The sequence below is a fragment of the Lunatimonas sp. genome, assembly GCF_020832325.1.
Lineage (GTDB): Bacteria > Bacteroidota > Bacteroidia > Cytophagales > Cyclobacteriaceae > Lunatimonas.
In genome coordinates, this window is sequence record NZ_JAFIEU010000018.1 from 77,795 (window position 1) to 97,071 (window position 19,277).

At 45.7% G+C, this 19,277-nt stretch carries 22 protein-coding genes; 11 read left to right on the forward strand and 11 right to left on the reverse strand.

The genetic code is table 11. The annotated features are described in order from the left end of the window. Nucleotides 1-4 precede the first annotated feature (4 nt). The gene (locus tag JJU34_RS07010) at nucleotides 5-295 is read left to right on the forward strand and encodes a thiamine-binding protein (RefSeq protein ID WP_228691621.1); all 291 of its coding nucleotides are present in this window, start codon (nucleotides 5-7) and stop codon (nucleotides 293-295) included. Nucleotides 296-373: 78 nt separating this feature from the next. Here the strand turns inward: JJU34_RS07010 and JJU34_RS07015 are convergent, their stop codons facing one another. Then, complete coding sequence (locus JJU34_RS07015) at nucleotides 374-1,312, reverse strand: succinylglutamate desuccinylase/aspartoacylase family protein (protein WP_228691622.1); 939 nt, start codon at nucleotides 1,310-1,312, stop codon at nucleotides 374-376. Nucleotides 1,313-1,550: 238 nt separating this feature from the next. Between JJU34_RS07015 and murB the strand changes: the two genes are divergently transcribed. Next, complete coding sequence (gene murB, locus JJU34_RS07020; protein ID WP_228691623.1) at nucleotides 1,551-2,564, forward strand: UDP-N-acetylmuramate dehydrogenase; 1,014 nt, start codon at nucleotides 1,551-1,553, stop codon at nucleotides 2,562-2,564. A 4-nt stretch (nucleotides 2,565-2,568) separates the two neighbouring features. Here murB and JJU34_RS07025 read toward each other — a convergent pair whose 3' ends face one another. Then, nucleotides 2,569-3,051, reverse strand: a complete 483-nt coding sequence (locus JJU34_RS07025) for a dCMP deaminase family protein (protein ID WP_228691624.1) — start codon at nucleotides 3,049-3,051, stop codon at nucleotides 2,569-2,571. Between the two features lie 413 nt (nucleotides 3,052-3,464). On the opposite strand from JJU34_RS07025, the gene JJU34_RS07030 reads away from it, so the two are divergent. The 4 genes from JJU34_RS07030 to JJU34_RS07045 all read left to right on the forward strand — a co-directional run bounded on the left by JJU34_RS07030 (nucleotide 3,465) and on the right by JJU34_RS07045 (nucleotide 4,951). Beyond that, nucleotides 3,465-3,839, forward strand: a complete 375-nt coding sequence (locus JJU34_RS07030) for a response regulator (RefSeq protein ID WP_228691625.1) — start codon at nucleotides 3,465-3,467, stop codon at nucleotides 3,837-3,839. Between the two features lie 74 nt (nucleotides 3,840-3,913). After that, complete coding sequence (locus JJU34_RS07035) at nucleotides 3,914-4,399, forward strand: hypothetical protein (RefSeq protein WP_228691626.1); 486 nt, start codon at nucleotides 3,914-3,916, stop codon at nucleotides 4,397-4,399. A 64-nt stretch (nucleotides 4,400-4,463) separates the two neighbouring features. After that, on the forward strand, nucleotides 4,464-4,670 hold the full coding sequence (locus JJU34_RS07040) for a hypothetical protein (protein WP_228691627.1): 207 nt from the start codon (nucleotides 4,464-4,466) through the stop codon (nucleotides 4,668-4,670). Between the two features lie 140 nt (nucleotides 4,671-4,810). Further along, nucleotides 4,811-4,951: a hypothetical protein gene (locus JJU34_RS07045; RefSeq protein ID WP_228691628.1), complete on the forward strand. Its 141-nt coding sequence runs from the start codon at nucleotides 4,811-4,813 to the stop codon at nucleotides 4,949-4,951. A 63-nt stretch (nucleotides 4,952-5,014) separates the two neighbouring features. Here the strand turns inward: JJU34_RS07045 and JJU34_RS07050 are convergent, their stop codons facing one another. After that, complete coding sequence (locus JJU34_RS07050; protein ID WP_228691629.1) at nucleotides 5,015-6,610, reverse strand: peptide MFS transporter; 1,596 nt, start codon at nucleotides 6,608-6,610, stop codon at nucleotides 5,015-5,017. A 222-nt stretch (nucleotides 6,611-6,832) separates the two neighbouring features. Between JJU34_RS07050 and JJU34_RS07055 the strand changes: the two genes are divergently transcribed. Beyond that, nucleotides 6,833-7,267 (forward strand): peptidylprolyl isomerase, encoded by a 435-nt coding sequence (locus JJU34_RS07055; RefSeq protein ID WP_228691630.1) that lies wholly within the window; start codon nucleotides 6,833-6,835, stop codon nucleotides 7,265-7,267. A gap of 46 nt (nucleotides 7,268-7,313) precedes the next feature. Here JJU34_RS07055 and JJU34_RS07060 read toward each other — a convergent pair whose 3' ends face one another. The 4 genes from JJU34_RS07060 to JJU34_RS07075 all read right to left on the reverse strand — a co-directional run bounded on the left by JJU34_RS07060 (nucleotide 7,314) and on the right by JJU34_RS07075 (nucleotide 11,026). Next, nucleotides 7,314-8,597, reverse strand: a complete 1,284-nt coding sequence (locus JJU34_RS07060; protein WP_228691631.1) for a nucleoside transporter C-terminal domain-containing protein — start codon at nucleotides 8,595-8,597, stop codon at nucleotides 7,314-7,316. A 106-nt stretch (nucleotides 8,598-8,703) separates the two neighbouring features. After that, complete coding sequence (locus JJU34_RS07065) at nucleotides 8,704-9,300, reverse strand: bifunctional nuclease domain-containing protein (protein ID WP_228691632.1); 597 nt, start codon at nucleotides 9,298-9,300, stop codon at nucleotides 8,704-8,706. A gap of 6 nt (nucleotides 9,301-9,306) precedes the next feature. After that, nucleotides 9,307-10,272, reverse strand: a complete 966-nt coding sequence (locus tag JJU34_RS07070; protein WP_228691633.1) for an electron transfer flavoprotein subunit alpha/FixB family protein — start codon at nucleotides 10,270-10,272, stop codon at nucleotides 9,307-9,309. Between the two features lie 16 nt (nucleotides 10,273-10,288). Continuing rightward, nucleotides 10,289-11,026 (reverse strand): electron transfer flavoprotein subunit beta/FixA family protein, encoded by a 738-nt coding sequence (locus tag JJU34_RS07075; protein WP_228691634.1) that lies wholly within the window; start codon nucleotides 11,024-11,026, stop codon nucleotides 10,289-10,291. Nucleotides 11,027-11,096: 70 nt separating this feature from the next. Between JJU34_RS07075 and JJU34_RS07080 the strand changes: the two genes are divergently transcribed. Then, nucleotides 11,097-11,426: a tetratricopeptide repeat protein gene (locus JJU34_RS07080; protein ID WP_228691635.1), complete on the forward strand. Its 330-nt coding sequence runs from the start codon at nucleotides 11,097-11,099 to the stop codon at nucleotides 11,424-11,426. Between the two features lie 70 nt (nucleotides 11,427-11,496). Here the strand turns inward: JJU34_RS07080 and dnaB are convergent, their stop codons facing one another. After that, on the reverse strand, nucleotides 11,497-13,104 hold the full coding sequence (dnaB, locus tag JJU34_RS07085) for a replicative DNA helicase (protein WP_228691636.1): 1,608 nt from the start codon (nucleotides 13,102-13,104) through the stop codon (nucleotides 11,497-11,499). A 381-nt stretch (nucleotides 13,105-13,485) separates the two neighbouring features. Between dnaB and JJU34_RS07090 the strand changes: the two genes are divergently transcribed. Then, nucleotides 13,486-14,295, forward strand: coding sequence for a 3'-5' exonuclease (locus tag JJU34_RS07090; protein ID WP_228691637.1), 810 nt, complete (start codon nucleotides 13,486-13,488; stop codon nucleotides 14,293-14,295). Nucleotides 14,296-14,348: 53 nt separating this feature from the next. On the opposite strand, the gene JJU34_RS07095 is transcribed toward JJU34_RS07090, so the two are convergent. Continuing rightward, nucleotides 14,349-15,152, reverse strand: a complete 804-nt coding sequence (locus JJU34_RS07095; RefSeq protein ID WP_228691638.1) for a M48 family metallopeptidase — start codon at nucleotides 15,150-15,152, stop codon at nucleotides 14,349-14,351. 235 nt (nucleotides 15,153-15,387) lie between these two features. On the opposite strand from JJU34_RS07095, the gene JJU34_RS07100 reads away from it, so the two are divergent. Next, nucleotides 15,388-15,840 (forward strand): DUF4442 domain-containing protein, encoded by a 453-nt coding sequence (locus tag JJU34_RS07100; protein WP_228691639.1) that lies wholly within the window; start codon nucleotides 15,388-15,390, stop codon nucleotides 15,838-15,840. A gap of 8 nt (nucleotides 15,841-15,848) precedes the next feature. On the opposite strand, the gene trxA is transcribed toward JJU34_RS07100, so the two are convergent. Continuing rightward, nucleotides 15,849-16,166 (reverse strand): thioredoxin, encoded by a 318-nt coding sequence (trxA, locus tag JJU34_RS07105; protein ID WP_228691640.1) that lies wholly within the window; start codon nucleotides 16,164-16,166, stop codon nucleotides 15,849-15,851. Between the two features lie 64 nt (nucleotides 16,167-16,230). Then, a complete protein-coding gene (locus JJU34_RS07110; protein WP_228691641.1) occupies nucleotides 16,231-16,761 on the reverse strand; it encodes a DinB family protein in 531 nt (176 codons plus the stop codon). Nucleotides 16,762-16,813: 52 nt separating this feature from the next. Between JJU34_RS07110 and JJU34_RS07115 the strand changes: the two genes are divergently transcribed. After that, entirely contained in the window at nucleotides 16,814-18,853 is a 2,040-nt protein-coding gene (locus JJU34_RS07115) for a M3 family metallopeptidase (RefSeq protein ID WP_228691642.1), read from the forward strand. The last annotated feature ends 424 nt before the right edge of the window (nucleotides 18,854-19,277 follow it).

The following is a 19,277-nucleotide window of genomic DNA, read 5'->3' on the forward strand; positions in this document are numbered from 1 at the left end:
ACCTATGAACCTCATTAATTTAGGAATCCAAATAGTCCCAAAAAGCAAAACGTTAGACAGCTACGCACTTGTGGATGAAGCTATAGCTGTCATCCAACAATCCGGTGTAAGCTATACCGTCACTCCCTTTGAAACTGTAATGGAGGGGCCACAGGACCGGTTGATGGAAATAGCAAAACAGGCACAGGATGCTGTGCTGGCAGCTGGCGCGGACGAAGTATTGGTATACTACCGGATGCAAATCCGAAAAGATTCCGATGTCACCATGGATGAAAAAACGGGAAAATACCAGTAAAAAAAAGTATACAGCCTTTTATTCTTCGTGTCATGTTTTACCTAACCACGGAAGCAAAAGGAAACCCGGAATTCCTCCTCACTGACGTCCAATATGGACCAAGGCATCGCCGGCGTTGATTACAGGCTGATTGTTTAATCCAATCACGTAGCCATTTGCCACACTTTTTACCGGCACCTTAACCTGGCCATAGGGATCAGAAATTTTTGCTAGGATTTGTCCCTTTTTGACCTGATCACCTATACCCACTGTAGGCATAAAGATACCCGATACCCGGGCCCTCAACCAAGAACTTTCCTGAAGAATCATAGGACTAGATGGAAGCGGCTCATCACTGATCATGTCCAGGTAACGAAGCAACCTGCGGGTACATTGGATACCTTCTTCCACAGACTGATTGTCCAAGCGCATAGATTCTCCACCCTCAAACACCAATATATGCTTACCTAGCTTAAATGCTTCCTTTCTAAAGGATCTATCTATGTGTGGCGAGTTCAGCACAAAGGGCGCACCGAATGCCTTGGCCAGCTCAAGGCCCTTGGTATCCCTAAAGTCTACCCGCACCTGAGGAAAATTACTTAACATCCTTCCTCCGGTATGAAAGTCAACCCCCAAATCAATCAACGGGATGATCTCTTCGGTCAAAATACGGGCTATTTGAGAGGCCAAGGACCCCTTGTTGCTGCCCGGGAAACTCCTGTTAAGGTCTCGCCCGTCGGGAAAAGTCCGAGAATTGCTCAGAAATCCATATACATTCACCAAAGGAATAAAAATCAGTGTGCCCCTGGTAAGCTGAAAAAGACTTTCCTCCAGCATCCGCTTCACGGTGACCACTCCATTGATCTCATCGCCGTGCAATCCACCACTGACCAGTACTACTGGCCCATCTGTCTTTGCTCTCCGAATAAACACCGGCAAATCAATCAGTGTATGCGTAGGCAGACGGGCAATGGCAATATCGATATTGATAGATTGGCCCGGCCGAATACGGACACCGTTAATTAACATTTCCTTCATCTACTTATCAGTTTATTTTCGATGGTTTAAACTTGCGCCTGCCATCCGAAACGGTCCTTACCTATGTTTATCTGGAGTTAAATAACCCGTGGCTGTGCAGCCTAGAGTGTACCATAAGGTTAATTTACGGCATTTCACCACCCTTCCAAGGGGTAAAGTACGTCCAGGCGATTCTTACCTGCAAAGAATTTTCATTTATTCTTTAAAAATCCGTAAAAACTGTCTTATTTCGCACCCCATGCAGATACGAGAGAATTTTTCACTACGGCATCTTAATACCTTTGGACTGGACCAACGGGCCAGGTTTTTTACGGAAGTCCATTCGCTGGAGCAACTAAAAGAGGCGTTAAATTGGTCCAAAGAAAAAGGCCTGCCGGTTTGGATATTGGGTGGCGGCAGTAATGTGCTGCTGACGAAGGATCTGGAAGGCTTGGTCCTAAAAGTTGGGATCAAGGGACGGGAAGTGATCGAAGAAAACGAATTGGAGGTGCTTGTAACGGTCGGGGCCGGTGAAAACTGGCATGAATTTGTAAGATTCGCTATATCGCAGGGCTGGGGAGGGGTGGAAAACCTTTCGCTTATTCCCGGAACCGTTGGAGCAGCGCCCATTCAAAATATTGGTGCCTATGGCGTGGAAATCAAGGATGTCTTTCATCGCTTAGAGGCTATAGATAAAGATTCCGCCGAATCCTTAATATTTGACCATGAAGCATGTGCCTTCGGATACCGGGACAGCTTTTTTAAGCGTGAGGGAAGGAACCGTTACGTGATTTGTTACGTGACGTTTAAACTCTCTAAAACGCCCGTTTATAACCTCTCATACGGGACAGTAGAAGAAACCATGCACGAACTGGGCCACGTGGAGCCCAGCCTGATAGCAGTAAGTGAGGCAATTTCTTTCATCCGACGCCAAAAATTACCGGATCCAGCAAAACTGGGGAATGCGGGCAGTTTTTTCAAAAATCCCGTCATTACCTCGCAGCATTACCAATCGCTTAAAGAAAAGTACCCCACATTGCCTGGATTCCCATTCGATGGCGGGATGAAAATCCCTGCCGCATGGCTGATAGACCAAGGCGGCTGGAAAGGAAAACGCTGGGGAACTGTCGGTGTCCACGAACGGCAGCCTCTCGTACTTGTCAACTACGGATCCGGCAAAGGACGGGATATCGTGCATCTCAGCCAGACCATCTCGAATTCGATAAAGGAAAAGTTCGGTGTTTTGCTAGAGGCCGAAGTAAACCATTGGTAGTACCTTAAATCAGCGGATCTTCTTTTTCCAAGGCCTTCGGATATTTTATGACATCGATCCCAAATTTTTTCAGAAATTCCAGGCCTTCATCCTGCGGTAACCCTTTGTATTCTGCGTAAGAATACAAATAAACAACTTTTTCGATCCCCATCGAGTAAATGATCCTGGCACAGGGAAGACAAGGCGCTAACGTCACAAACAGGGTAGATCCCTCCACAGTTGCTTTGTTCTTGACTGCGTACAATATTGCGTTCTGTTCTGCGTGCAGCGCAAGGGAACAGCTTCCCTTGCTATCCCTGCTACATCCCTCTTCTGGAAACTCTTCGTCACAGTTATGGGTCCCTGATGGAGGACCGTTATATCCAATAGAAATGATGCGGGTGTCCTTTACCAACACCGCACCTACGTGCTTTTTGATACAATGAGAACGCTTAGCCAGATTGACGGCTAATTCCATAAAAATATCTTCAAAATCTGGCCTTTGCATGTATTTTCTAGTTGACTGCTATCTGTTGGAACACATTCATTTTCGAAGGTAGGGATAGGGTCTTTTGAACTCAAATGGAAATAATTCAGGTAATCAAAAAACATCGCAATTTATACTTCACTCGGATTCAGCCTTGTCCCAAACCTATTAATGTATGAACAAACTCTCCCCCGTTTCAAAAATAGGCCTAATTTTTGCAAAATAAAACTTAGACTTACTTGGCGCCTCTACTTGCTCTATCTCGCAGGAGGAATCAAGAATCTGCTAACAAAGCCTGCGTCAAGTGTCGGCTTGGACTCTTGCAACCGAAGGTCTTGGTGAAAATAATTCGTTGCTTTCAATAGTAATTCCAAAGTTAATAACTAATTTTGTACTTAGTTTAATGCTTTTCAAAAACACCTTTTTGTAATTCAATGGTCAAAATTATCCTAATCGACGATGACCCCATAAGCACGTTCGTCACTGAAAAGCTTATCCATAAAAATATTAAGATCCCGTGTGAGATATTCACCTTTGATAATGCGAAGGATGCTTTGAGAAATGTTAATAAAATCAAACCCAACTATTTGTTCTTAGATCTTAATATGCCGGAAATGACCGGTTGGGATTTTTTGGAGGAATTTAATCCCGGACACAATGATCCCGAGATTTACATATTGAGTAGTTCGGTTGACGAACGGGACATCAATAAAGCCAACGAATACAAACAAGTGAAAAAATACCTATCCAAGCCACTTATTAAGCAATACATCAAGTCCATTTTCGGAAGCGGCGAAAAGCCCGATTAGTTTCAAAATTTTATAGGTGTCTGGCAAACTCCTTTTGGTAATTTCTGTTTTATAAGAAAACCGATCTTACTATTATGGCTATACCTACACCAAGCTTGATAAGCAGCATCCGAAAGACCGCACAAAGGCTCAAAAATGGTAGCCCCTATCAATGGGGTCACATGGGCGCCTGCAACTGTGGCAATTTAGCTCAGGAACTCACCAATCTAAACAAAGGGGAAATCCACCAACTGGCCATGCAGGGAGTTGGCGATTGGAACGATCAACTCCGCGAATACTGTCCTAGCAGTGGATTCCCTATGGACATTATGATTAGCAAACTGCTTGAGGCAGGACTTTCGTTGGATGACCTCGCCGATCTCGAAAAACTCTCTAATCCTGCGATTCTCGCGGAAATCCCCATTGCACGTCGGAATCACCTGTCAAAAAATAACCGAAACGACGTCGTCTTATACATGGAAACGTGGGCTAACCTGCTGGAACGCCAATGGATAACTCTGAATGCGCTCCCCAATGAAACCGCGAAGAAAAAAATAAATCAGTTCACCATATTGAGTTAATAAGTTATTTTTCATTAATTAGCAGGCAAAACAACTACCTGCGCTAACATTAACGAGAACAGAAATGGAAGACTTCGACGACGATTTTGATGAATTCGACGATCAGGAAGATGAATTCGCTGATGAATTTGATGACGAAATTTTTGATGAGGACGAAGATCATGGACTGGAAGATGACATCTTCACCGATTTTGATGACGACGACTTCGATGACTTGGAGGACGACTTCGACGACGGCGAGGAGGAAGTGGACGATGAGGATGATTTTTAGTCCAATTTTCGCAAAACCCTTCTGAATCCCAAAATTATCAAAGCAGGACCTTGAAAGCGGCCTGCTTTCTTTGTTATACCAATACCCTGTATTAAATTGCGGGAAATTAAAATTATCCCGAAAATCAAACACCTTAAGATATGCTGTTAGAAATTTTCAGTGCTCCAATCGCGTCAGGAGCCCAGTTATTCTGGACTATTGTATGCATCCTCGTAGGACTTGGTGCTGGCTTATCGGCCATTGACTTCCGAAGCACCCATTTTAAGAAAAAAGAAGAGTAAGCTTCCACTCAAGTAGCATCCAAAAAAAGTCTTGGCTAGAATGTTAGCCAAGACTTTTTTTATCTATTTGACTTCACCCATTAGCTTCCGAATGGGGAAGCTAAGTAAAAAGAGCAATACGCCAGCGCCTGCCGTAATCCATACGATACGCAGATACTGATCTGGCATACCCTGCAACGCTTCAGCAGAACCGCCACTGGTAGCCCCCGCAATTCTTCCTGCTATTAGGTTGCCCATGGCAATGGATAAAAACCACATCCCCATCAGTTGTCCGGCGTATTTTTCGGGGGCCAATTTAGTCGTTAGACTCAACCCGACGGGACTCAGGCTTAGTTCGCCAAAGGTGTGAAACAAATACGTTAAGATCAACCAAGAGGGTGCCGCCAAATCACCGGAGGCGGCAACTTTGGCTGCAAAATACATAATCAAGAATCCGATTGCTAACGACAAAAGCCCCAAGGCAAACTTCAACGGAGAGCTAGGTTCTAGGTTATGACGACCCAGCCAAACCCACATCGCTCCAAACAATGGGGCAAATAGGATAATGAACAGCGAATTGATTGACTGAAAATAACCCGTTGGAATTTCCATCCCAAAAGCGCTACGATCCGTAAAGCGCTCTGCAAATAGATTCAGTGAGGAGCCCGCCTGCTCAAATCCAGACCAAAACAATGCGGTAAACACAAAGAGGATCGCAATTACCCCCACTTTCTTTTTATCTACCACTGAAAGTCCACCAAACAGCACCAAATATCCAAAATACAGCAATGCTACCAACAAGATAATATTGTTAGAGGCAGCTGCTACGCGAGGTGCATCAATGGAAAAAACACCTCCAAAAAACAAAAGCAGGATAATCAAAAGAATCCCCACTATCGCTGTAGACCAAACAGACAATTTTCGTTTGGCGGCTACCTCTTCCGGTGTGTTGGCCTCAGGTGCCTCACCTACTCCCTCCAAATGGTGCCCTGTGACCCGATACTGAACCAAGCCAAGTAACATACCAAAACCCGCTAAACCAAAACCTAAATGCCAATCATAGACAGCCAAAGTACTACAGGCAATGGGAGCGATCAAAGCACCCAGATTAATTCCCATATAAAAAATGGAGAATCCAGCATCCCTTTTAGAACTACCTTCAGGATAAAGCTTGCCCACAATAGAACTGATATTCGGCTTTAGCAACCCTGTTCCCACCACTATCAATACCAAGCCTGCATAAAAGGAATAAAGATCCAAGCCTGTAAGTTCACTTTTAGGGGCCGTCTGTTCCTGTAGCAAGTGAAATACCCCAGGGAGGGCCATCGTAAAATGGCCCAGTGTGATGATAATTCCTCCGTACCAAACGGCCTTCTTCAATCCAAATAACCGATCAGCAAACCAGCCTCCAGGTAACGCAAATAAATACACTCCCATGGTATACAGACCGTATATTGCGCCGGAGGTAACATCGTCCAATCCTAAGCCCCCCTTTACCAAGGGGGCTGTCATAAACAGGATCAATAACGCCCTCATCCCATAATAACTGAACCGCTCCCACATCTCGGTGAAAAATAGGGTCATCAATCCTCTGGGATGTCCAAACAACTGAGGCCCCTCAATTTCTAAAGCCTGATTAGGTATCGCATGCTTGCCAACGGCAGAATCTCTCTTTTCCAATGGAGTGTGATTTGTGTCAGAAAAACTTATTTACCCAAGTACATTCCCTTTGTTCCTGACGGGCTTTTCAGGGCAAAGCACCGGACAGGAAACCGACATTCCTACCCGACTGCTCAGCAAAGGTTTCAAGTACAAGTATACACCAATTTCTGATTTCCCATTTCACTTTGCTACATTATTCCGGACTAAATCCGGAATAATGATTATTTTTGCCAAAAACACATGCAAACAGGAGAAATACATACCGCGAAGGGCGTGATGAAGGTGAGTTTTTACGACGAAGACGCCCCCAAAACAGTGGAAAATTTTATCAAGCTATCAAAAGAAGGTTTCTACGACGGCCTAACCTTCCACCGGGTAATCCCAAATTTTGTAATCCAGGGCGGATGCCCGATAGGAAATGGCGCCGGTGGCCCGGGATACACCATCAAATGTGAACTAAATGGTGAATTGCAGTACCACGACAGAGGCGTACTTTCTATGGCCCATGCCGGACGAAATACCGGAGGATCGCAATTTTTTATCTGCCATAGCAGGGATAATACCAGTCACTTGGACCGAAACCACACCTGCTTTGGAAAGGTCACCGAAGGCCTTGAGGTCATCGATGCCATCCGTGCGGGAGACAAAATCGAGAAGATTGTGATTAATGAGTAATCAATCAGGCCTATCTGTAGTTCACCAAAAAACGCAGATAGGCCTTTTAAAATAAGGCTCCGGCGATCGTAGCCGTCATCAAACAAGCCAAGGTAGCCGCTAACAGTGCACGCATGCCTAGTTTGGATAAATTGCCCTGTTGATTGGGGGCGATACTCCCGATTCCTCCTACCTGAATGGCAATGGATGAAAAATTAGAAAACCCACATAGTGCATAGGTGGCAATGGTAACTGCCCTGTCAGAAAGCATGTTCGCTTCCTTCATTTCGGCTAAGCCCAAGTATGCAACAAACTCATTGATAACGGTCTTTTGCCCCAGTAGCGACCCAACAGGCAGCGTTTCCTGCCAATCTACCCCAATCACCCATGCAAACACCCTAAATATCTGTCCAAGGATATACTCCAAAGACAATCCTTTAAACTGTCCTTGGGTGGATTCTATAATCCAAGGATTTATTCCCGCAAGCTCTCCTGCTACCTCTAATAGCAGGTAATTCAATGCAGCAATCACGGCGATAAAAGCCAATAACATGGCACCTACATTCAACGCCAACTTCAGCCCTTCCGACGCCCCGCGAGACATCGCATCGATTAGGTTGACATCCGTGTTTTCGGCATTGATGACCAAGGTATCATTCACCGCCTCGCGATGAGTTTCCGGAATCACGATCTTGGCCATCACGATTGCAGCGGGAGCATTCATTATAGACGCACCGAGCAGGTAAGTGGCGAAGCGGCTTTGCTCTTCCGGACTGTCTCCTCCCAAAAACGCTACATACCCCGCAAGAACTCCTCCGGCGATGGTAGCCATACCCCCTGTCATCAGACACATCAACTCTGACCTGGTCATGGCCGGAATAAACGGCCTTACCAACAAAGGGGCTTCGGTTTGGCCCAAGAAAATGTTTCCCGCAGCCGAAAGACTCTCTGCACCAGAAAGCCTCATTGTACGGGACATCACCCAAGCTATTCCAAATACCACCTTCTGTAACACGCCTAAATAATACAGACCTGCTGAAACCGTGGAAAAGAAAATAATGGTAGGAAGTACTTTAAACGCAAAAATAAATCCGAAACTATCTGTCGCCAAGTCCCCGAAGAGAAAGGTGGCTCCATCTTCGGAAAAACCTAGAAATCGCACAAAGACTCTGCTAACAGCAGCAAACATGTCTGCGACCAAAGGCACTTTGGTAATCAGAATACCAAACAAAAGCTGTAGAGTCACCCCAATTAGCACCAATCGCCAATCGACTGATTTTTTGCTTACCGAAAACAACGCGGCAACGCCCAATAACACAGCTATCCCAAGTAAACCTCTGAGGTATTCCATATTTTAGCGAGGAAAAGCATTTAATAGCTGCGTCAGAACCATCTGTTTTTTATTTGGAAGCTATTTGAAGGCAAGAGCAACCCGAAAATCACCTTCAAATATCGGATCAATTCCTACGGTTGATTTCGTCCCTAAGCCTAGCCGCCCGCTCATAATCTTCATTTTGTATCGCCTTCTCCAAAAGTTGATTCAACTTTTCGAGCGAATAATCCTTCAGACTGGGCTCCTTTTTCTTGACTGCGGGCTTTTCTTTCGCTTCTGAGTGCTTGGCTTTACTACTGTCCCCGCTGTCTGCCTCCTCTATGCCTGCTTCCTCCATTACAGGATACGAACAGTATACCGGCGCTTCGAATCGTACGGCAATCGCTACCGCGTCGGAAGGTCTTGCATCGATTTCCACTCGTTTATAGGGTCCCTGACAAACGATCTTGGCATAAAAAACCCCTTCCCTCATATCTGATATAAGAATATACTCTACGGTAAAATCAAAATGTTTCGAAAAGGATTTTACCAAATCATGGGTCATAGGCCGGTTGGGCGTGATTTTCTCCAGCTCGATGGCTATAGCCTGCGCTTCAAACATCCCTATGATTATGGGAAGTCTACGCCGCCCTTCCAGCTCCCCTAGCACCAACGTAAATGAGCCGGATTGGGAATGGCTTGCCGTAAGGCCGATTATTTCTAACTCTATCGCGTTTTCCACAGACATTTACTTTTGTGCCTTAATGGCTTCCGTCAATTTAGGCAAAACCTCAAAGGCATCTCCTACTATTCCGTAATCTGCCGCTTTAAAAAACGGCGCTTCGGGGTCTTTGTTAATTACCAAAATATTTTTTGACGAATTCACTCCGGCAAGGTGCTGAATAGCTCCGGATATGCCGACTGCCACATAGAGGGTCGGGGATACCTTGACGCCCGTTTGGCCTACATGCTCATGGTGGGGTCTCCAATCCATGTCTGAAACCGGCTTCGAACAACCTGTGGCTGCTCCCAACGCTTCGGCCAAATCCTGTATGATACCCCAGTTTTCGGGTCCCCTAAGCCCTCTTCCTCCTGAAACAACGATGTCTGCCTCCGGCAGGGAAATCTCTCCTACCGCCTTATCCGTATCTGTGATTTTCACATTAAAATCCGAATCCTCCAACACTGCTTCAAAGGACTGAACATCTATCGGTCTATCCTCTTCCAATGTCTCTACGGTATTTTTTCGAATAGCCAAAATTTTGTGCTCAGTGGATACTTCGCTAATGGCAAAAGCCTTGCCGGTATAAATACTTCTTTTAACACGAAAGCCATCTTCAAGTGAAGGAAGTGCAATGACATTTGATACAAGGCCGGCATTCAACCGAACAGCCAATCTCGCAGCAACCGCATCACCCAACGATGATTTTGCAAGCACCAAAACCTTTGCCTCCACAGCCTCGTAGGCTTGGGCAATTGCCTTGGCATGGGCCTGTATGATTCCCGCGTTCAGACGTTCATCTGCTAGATGGAGGGCCGTGCCAGCACCAGCCTGCGCTACCTTATCCCACTCCCCTGCCGCTAAGGTCCCAAGCCCAAGAGCTTTTACCTCTGTTGACATCGCATCCGCTAGCTTTTTACCGTACGATATTGCTTCCAGGGATGACTTCTTGACTACCCCCTCCTCATGTTCTAAATAAACCAGTACTGCCATTCTATAGTATCTATTATTAAAGCACTTTCGCTTCGTTTTTCAATAAATTCACCAATTCCTCAACGTTATCTTTGTCGATGAGTTTCACTGCTCCCTTTGCCGGTGGCAAGGAGTAGGACACGGTACTGATGAGTGGATCCGCCGACACAGGATCCACTACATTCAGGGGTTTGGTGCGTGCTGACATAATTCCCCTCATATTGGGTATCTTCCACTCTGCAATGGGTTCCTGACAGCCTGCTACAAACGGTAGACCAAGTTCTAAATGTTCCTTACCCCCCTCAATTTCCCGAACGAGCTTGGCCACGGATCCTTCGATGTCCAACTTCATCACGGGCGAAACGGAAGGAATTCCCAACATCTCACCTACCATGCCATGTACCATTCCTCCATTAAAATCGATGGACTCTCGACCCATCAAAATCAGATCAAAAGCCCCTTCTTTGGCCACATGGGCAAGTTGCTTCGCTACAAAGTAAGCGTCAGAAGGAAAAGCATTTACTCGGATTGCCTCATCAGCACCAATAGCCAATGCCTTGCGGAGTGTAGGATCTGTCTCTGCTTCACCTACATTTATTACAGTTAGTTTACCCCCTGTTTGATCCCGTAGTTCTACCGCTCTCGCCAAGGCATAGTCGTCATAGGGTCCTATTACAAACTGTACACCTGATTTATCGAGCGCGGTATTGTTGTCGGTAAATTGTATCCGGGAAGTAGTGTCCGGCACATGGGTAATACAAACGAGAATTTTCATACGTAAAATTTATTACTTTCTTTAAATTTCGTGAATTTAGCGATTCCGATGCGAATTCAAAAAAAGAATCATGGCCAATTTAAACCGCATTCAACAACTACGCCTCTTTACAGAAGAGGATCCTTCTGACCCTTTTAACTTCTATGCGTTGGCATTAGAATACCAGACAGAAAACAAAAACCATGCAAAAGAATATTTTGAATTGCTTTTGGATCAGTTTCCCGAATACTTGCCCACTTATTTTCATGCCGCCGTATTTTTCATCGAATTGGGTGAAGTGAACAAGGCTGGGCAAATATATAAAAAAGGAATCAGCCTGGCCCAAAACCAACAAAATCATCACGCCGAACGGGAATTAAAAAACGCTTACCTGAATTTTCAGCTCGAACACGAAGATTAACGGTAAGACTTCTGCATACAGAACGAGATAAGCCCAACACCATCGAGCGATCGGTGCCAATACCTCCGTATTAAAATGGCGCCGGATCGTTGTCACCAAACCCGGACGCAAAATCATCATTTGCTCCATCCGACGGAGGGGCTTCCGGACCGTTGGCCTTGCTACCCATACGGATCATGGTACCCTGTTCAAAATCGTTTCCTCCCGCTCTACTTGGAAACCTATTCCCATAGAGGGCGTCCTGCGGCAGGTAAGGAGTATTTAGTTCCAAATCTGTAAACTTGGTGTACTTGCCGATGAACCGCAGTTTGACGTTTTCCAGCGCTCCGTTACGGTGCTTGGCGATGATCACTTCTCCCACACCTGCGGTACTGTTGCCATCCTCATCTTCGGTGATGCCGTAATATTCCGGGCGATACAAAAACATGACGATGTCTGCATCCTGTTCGATTGCTCCAGATTCTCTCAGATCCGAAAGTTGTGGCCGTTTATCTCCTCCACGGGTTTCTACCGCTCTGGAAAGCTGAGACAACGCAATAACCGGGACATTTAGCTCCTTGGCTATTTTCTTTAGCGCCCGGGAAATACTGGAAATCTCTTGCTCCCGGTTTCCAGATCCACCGCTGCCACCTTTGCTATCACCTGACATCAATTGCAGGTAGTCAATTACGATCAGTTGAATGTCATTCTGGGCTTTGAGCCTTCGGCACTTGGCCCGCAGCTCCAAAATGGACAAAGCGGGGGTATCGTCTACAAACAAAGGCGACGTGGAAAGCTTGCTCGTCTTGTGTATAAGCTGTTGCCATTCATAATCAGCTAGGTTTCCTTTCTTGATTTTTTCCGAATCCAACTCTGCTTCAGAAGAAATAAGACGGTTGACCAGCTGAACAGAGGACATTTCCAAGGAAAAAATCGCAACTGGCCGGTTGTGGTCTACAGCGGCATTTCGAAGCACGGACAGTACAAAGGCCGTTTTACCCATAGCGGGTCGTGCGGCAATGATTACCAAATCGGATTTTTGCCATCCTGCGGTCACCCGGTCTAGTGCTGTAAAACCACTGGGAACACCAGTTAAGCCATCTTTTTGCCCCTTCTTGCTTTCCAGTTCTCCAATAGCCTCTCGCATGATGGAGCGCATATCGGAATAATTTTTCTTGATATTTGTCTCAGAAAGCTCAAAAAGAGACTGCTCCATTTTGTCGAGGAGCTCAAAGACGTCTGTCGTATCTTCAAAAGCTTCCCGCTGTATATCTGAGGCAATCTTAATCATGTTCCGCTTCATGGCCTGTTCGGTCACGATCCGGGCATGGTATTCGATGTTTGCCGCCGAAGAAACCTTACTGGTCAGATCTGTTACGTGAAACGCGCCACCGGCCAACTCCAACTTGCCATTTTTACGGAGCTGGTTGGTCACGGTGAGTATATCGATGGGTTCTCCCTCATTAAACAGGTCTAGAATGGCCTCGTAGATGACCTTGTGGGAGTCTTTGTAAAAGCTATCCGCAGAAAGTATGTCCACTACGGCGGTAAGCGCATCCTTTTCCAACATCAACGCCCCCAACACTGCCTCCTCCAAGTCCACGGCTTGGGGAGGAAGTTTGCCCAAAGCCATGCCTGGCTCGGGCATTCTACGCCTTGCCAAAGATCGCTCTCCTTTACTCAAATTACTTTCTGCCATAAGAACAAATGTACCCTGTTTACGCCAAAGGTTTTGAACATTTTATACACCCACTTATCCACAATGTGAGCGAGTCCACCCAAATAACTGAGCAGGAATCGGTTAATTAGACCGCCAAGAGGCATTTACAAAAGATTCGAGATCGCATTTCCCAAATTTCCAGCCTACCCAACGCTCCTATCGGGATAACCCTAAATTCCTCGCCTCCTTCACAACGGTTTGACACCAGTATTCATTCCCCTACCCCGCGAAAAAATAACCTGGTAGGGATACATGGACGTATACGTATTTATCCACGCAAAAATCCTATATTTGTATAAAAAAATGTCAACATAGCCAAGACATTAACTACGGCTACAGATTTTAACGATAATTACCTTCATGGAACTAAACCTCAGATCACCTCTGGCATTTTTCGATTTGGAAGCTACCGGAATCAATATCTCTACGGACCGTATTGTGGAAATTTCTATCCTCAAGTTACACCCAGACGGTAGAAGGGAAATCAAAACGAGCCGTATCAACCCGACTATTCCCATCCCAAGGGAGGCGTCGTTGATACACGGCATCTACGACGAGGACATAGTGAATGCTCCCAAATTCAAAGATGTGGCCGCGGACCTGTTCCGCTTCTTTGAAGGTGCTGATCTGGCAGGATTTAATGTGCTGAAATTCGACATCCCTCTCTTGGTAGAGGAATTTTTGAGAGCGGGCTTAGATTTTGACATCGAAAAACGTAATCTGCTGGATTCTCAAAAAATCTTTCACCTGATGGAAAAAAGGAATCTGGCTGCTGCCTACAAGTTTTACTGTGGGAAAACCCTCGAAAATGCTCACAGTGCCGAGGCGGACACCATCGCTTCCTACGAAGTCTTTCAGGCCCAAATCGCCCGTTATAACGGAGAATTGGTCGAGGACCTTCAAGGAAATGTTCTGGGCACCATGGAAAATGACATGCGCAAGCTGCATAACTTGCTGAATGAAAAAATGGTTGATTTGGCTGGAAGGTTCGTCTTTAACGACAAGGGAGAGGAAGTGTTTAACTTCGGCAAACTGAAAGGAAAGACCATCGAGCAGGTCTTGGTAGAGGAGCCTGGTTATTACGACTGGATGATGAAAGGGGACTTTCCGCTGGACACAAAGCGAAAATTCACGCAAGTGAGACTTCGAAGTTTCAACAAAAAGAACTAAATCAAAAAGGGGGGTGATATGCCCCCTTTTTGATTTCCAGCTAGTCCAATAGTTTACCGCTTGTTTCTTTCGTAAAAGACCATTGCATCGGCCATTTGTTCATTTAGCCGCTCAATCCTTCTGTCCGGTCCCGGGTGCGTAGACAGGAATTCCGGAACACCGGCTCCACCGGCACCTGCATTCATACGCTCCCAAAATGCAGGAGCTTCACGGGGATCGTATCCAGCGATAGACATGAATATGAGGCCTAATTTGTCTGCTTCCAGCTCTTGGTCTCTGGAAAACTTCAACATACCCACCTGACCACCAAAGCCTACCGCCTGCAAAAATATGGTTCGGGTAAGTGAGGGGTTTTCGCCCAAGGCTACTTGCACGCCGCCCAAAAGACCATTCGCCACCAAACCCTGCGACATCCGCTCCCTGGCGTGATTGGCAATGGCATGGGCAACTTCGTGTCCCATCACGACCGCCACACCGGTTTCATCCTGACAGATCGGCATGATACCGGTATAGAATGCCACCTTTCCCCCAGGCATACACCAAGCATTTACCTGATCACTTTCTATTAGGTTAAACTCCCAGGAAAAGCCCTCGGTGATATTTTTGTAATTATTTTCCTTGAGGTACTGCTCAACGGCTGAGGCTATTCTTCTCCCCACATTCACCACCTTTTGCCCGTCCGGAGTATTGGTGACAATCTTGCTGTCTTTGATTACCGTCGAATACTGATCATAGGAAAGCGGCAATATCTCGCTGTTTCCCACTATACTTAACTGTCTCCTGCCCGTCAAAGGCACGGTGGCACAACCATAAATCATTGTACCCAGAAAAAACAGGGCTACTATTTTCTTATACATATCTCATTCTTTAATCGAAAAGCAAATTACCAAAAAAAATGCCAGATTGGTTTTATGGACAGCTAGATTTGTCGGCTATTCCTGGCACACACCGTATCCGCCGCTAAAATGGCCGGAAAAATTGCTCCCAAAACGCCAAAAGAATTGACCATTGCCTTGGGCCATTCGATGAGAAGTCGGATATTACAGTTTAAAACGACCCATGACGAGTCAACAAGAGAAATTCACGAAAAACATGCGAAGCCCTTTAAAGTTTAAATGGTTTCTATTCACTCAGTTGCCATCTGTGTGGTTTTGGGGTATTCGCGTCACCGAGTTGACAAGCAAACGCTGTGAGCTTTGGATGCCTTTCCGTTGGAGCACAAAAAACCCCTTTCGTTCGATTTACTTTGCAGCTCTTTCCGGAGCGGGGGAACTAGCCTCCGGAATTCTTTGCATGCTTCACCTAGCCGGTAGTGGTTCCTTTTCCATGCTGGTTACCGGATTTGAAGCCCAATTTCACAAGAAAGCCGATTGTGCCACGCGATTTGTATGCGAGGATGGAGAAAAACTGGCAGCCATGTTACAGACCCTAACTCAGCCCGGTCAAACAGGCACCTTTACCATGCAGGTGGAAGGCATTACCGAAAAGGGAGTGCATGTGGCGACGTTTAAACTTACCTGGTCATTCAAAAAACGGGATCGGTAACCGCTCCGTTAGACCGTTTCGCGGACAAATTGATCCACCACTTTTACCAACTGATGGGCGGGAACCACTCCGGACTGCCTCCAAAGAATTTTACCTTTGTGGAACAGAATAAGGGTAGGCACCCCTCTTACTTGATATTTGTTTGCCGCCATGGGGTTTTTATCCACATCCACTTTGACGATTTTCACCCTATCACCCACCCGTTGGGCAGTCTCCTGTAATATCGGCTGCATCATCTGGCAGGGGCCACACCAAACCGCAAAAAAATCTACCAACACCGGGGTATCCCCCATCACCAAATCTGAGAAACTTTTCGCTTTAGACATATCCGTACTATTTGATTTGATTACAAATTTAGTCAATGCAGGAGGATCAAATCAGTAATGTTTATCACACATCTTTCTGTAGGTATTTCCTGAAAAGCAGCAAATGGTGCTGCATATGACCACAAATGATATAGTAAAGGGCCCTCACCGACATGGGGTGTCCGTCAACAGTTCCCGAAAGGAGCACCTGATCATCCTGCATGCCATCCAAAAAAAAGCGCAACAGGTTTCGGTTAAGCGAGATGGCATTTAGGTTTGCCTGAAACACTTCCAAACCAACAAAATTTCCCCGGTCCACATACAAATCCTGATCAAACCCCCGTAATGCGATCCCAGGTTCCCTGGTAATTGCCAGAATGCGGTAATGCATAATCTTCTCCGTATCCAACAGGTGTCCGATTGCTTGATTGAACGTCCATTTCCCCTCCGCCATCGGCTGGTCCACTCGATCGGCTTCTAAAGAATCCAAGACCTCCATCAATAAAAAACTCTGGATGGACAATCTCTCCTGTATGGAAAAGCCTTCCATCTGATCCATATACCCTTGGTAAAACGGATTGTATTCACCTGGATTAGGCTTTATTAATTCCGGCATACTCTGTTTATTTTGTTATTTTTGTGGGGTTGACACAAAGCTACTTAAAGATATGATAAATCCGTTGTTGGAAACATTTCAAACACCATTCCAAACACCCCCTTTTGACAAAATTACAGATGAACATTTTTTGCCCGCCATCAAGGAGGCCATACGTGAAGCCAAAGAGGAAATTGAACACATAAAATCGCACCTAACCCCCAGCTTCGAAAACACCATCGAAGCTCTAGAGCGATCAGGGAGCCGGTTGTCTCAGGTTTCTTCCATTTTTTTCAACCTCAATGCTGCAGAAACCACCGATACAATACAACAGATCGCCAAAGAAATATCACCCCTACTCTCCGAATACGGAAACGATATCCTGCTGGACGAACAACTATTCGCCCAAATAGAAACCGTATTTCAACAAAAGGACCGGTTGTCACTTGATGAGGAACAAACCACACTGCTCGAAAAAACGGTCAAGTCCTTTATTCGAAACGGGGCCAAGTTATCGCCTGAAGACAAAACACGGCTCCGCGAAATCGACCAGGAACTGTCCAAGCAGGGGCTTCAATTTGGAGAAAATGTCTTGAAAGAAACCAATCGGTATGAACTGGTCATAGAAAATCAGGAGGACCTAAAGGGCCTTCCACCCAATATAGTTGAGGCTGCGGCTCAAACAGCAGCGGAAAAAGGAAAAGAAGGAAAATGGATCTTTACACTCGCATTTCCCAGCTACGTGCCATTCATAACCTATGCCGAAAACAGGGAATTGCGAAGAGAATTGTTTCTCGCCTATAATACCAAATGCAGCAAGGGCGACGAACTGGACAACTGCGCCATCATCCAATCAATCATCCGCCTAAAAAACGAGCGTGCGGCATTGCTTGGCTACCCCAGCTATGCAGACTTCGTATTAGAAGAGCGAATGGCTTCCGGACCAGACAACGTTCTTTCCTTTCTTCATGACCTACTCGAAAAATCCAAACCAAAAGCAGAAGAGGAAATCAACGAACTCGCACAATTTGCCAGGGAGCTGGATGGGCTAGAATATTTGGAGAAATGGGACGTTAGCTTCTATGCAGAAAAGCTGAAAAAACAGAAATTTGACGTAGACGACGAACTGTTAAAACCCTATTTTGAATTGGAAAATACGGTTCAAGGTGTTTTTGCAACCGCTGAAAAGTTGTTTGGACTAGTGTTTGTGAAGAACGAGGCCATACCGGTTTACCACCCAGAAGTATCTGCCTACGAGGTACAAGACCTAGAGGGAAACCACGTAGCCGTGTTCTATACCGATTTTTTTCCGCGGGCTGGAAAACGAAACGGAGCGTGGATGACCTCATACAGGGGACAACGCAAAATAGGACCCACCAATCAGAGACCTTTTGTTTCGATCGTTTGCAATTTTTCACGTCCCACGAAATCCAAACCGTCTTTGTTAACCTTCAACGAGGTAACCACGCTGTTTCACGAGTTTGGACATGCACTACATGGCATGTTGGCTGATGGGAGATATGAATCCCTCTCGGGAACAAGTGTTTTCTGGGATTTTGTAGAACTTCCCTCCCAGATTTTCGAAAACTGGTGCTACGAAAGGGAATGCCTAGACCTCTTTGCCAAGCATTACGAAACGGAGGAGAAAATACCCGATGCGTTAATCGAAAAACTCAAAAAAGCGGCAAATTTCCATCAAGGTTACCAGACCGTTCGGCAAATTAGCTTTGGACTATTGGACATGGCCTACCACAGTACTTCTCCGAATGAACTGGATGACATAGTAGCATTTGAGAAAAGCAGGATGGAAAAAACTGAACTGCTGCCCCCAGTACCAGAAACGCTGATGAGCACGTCCTTTTCCCATATCTTTCAGGGAGGCTACGCCGCAGGATATTACAGCTACAAGTGGGCGGAGGTGTTAGATGCCGATGCCTTCGAGCTCTTTGTTGAAAAAGGCATATTTGACCCCGAAACAGCATCCGCATTCAAAACCCACATCCTGGCGGCCGGAGGCAGGGTGCATCCAGCCATATTATACCGACGGTTTAGAGGGAGAGACCCCAAACCGGAGGCGCTGCTGCGCAGGGCAGGCCTGATAGCAGCCGTATAAAACAAAGAAAGGGGCATTTCGGGTGCCCCTAAAAATTTATTTCCAAAAACACGATTATCAGGCCTTAAAAGGTTAGGGAAACAAATACAGAATTATTATATCCATTGTGCGCTAGATGATGATAAATCCTATTATCACCAACCAAATAATCGCTGTTACAGCGATGAGTAGGGTAAACTGTTTGTCTTTCATGGCGTTCAGCTTTATGTGTTTTACCATCTATTTCAGGTTAAGTTAAAAAATTAATATGTAAAAAGCAATTTATTGATTAATAAAATTCTGCCTTCCAAGAATTACCAAAATATAATTTTTCAAAGAAGGCCGCTAAAGGGATCGTTTGGTTGCGAAAAAACTGAAATTTTGCTGTTTTTTTTGAAAATATTTAAAAAAAATCGTTGATCTCTGAACAGAGAAAAAATTGCAT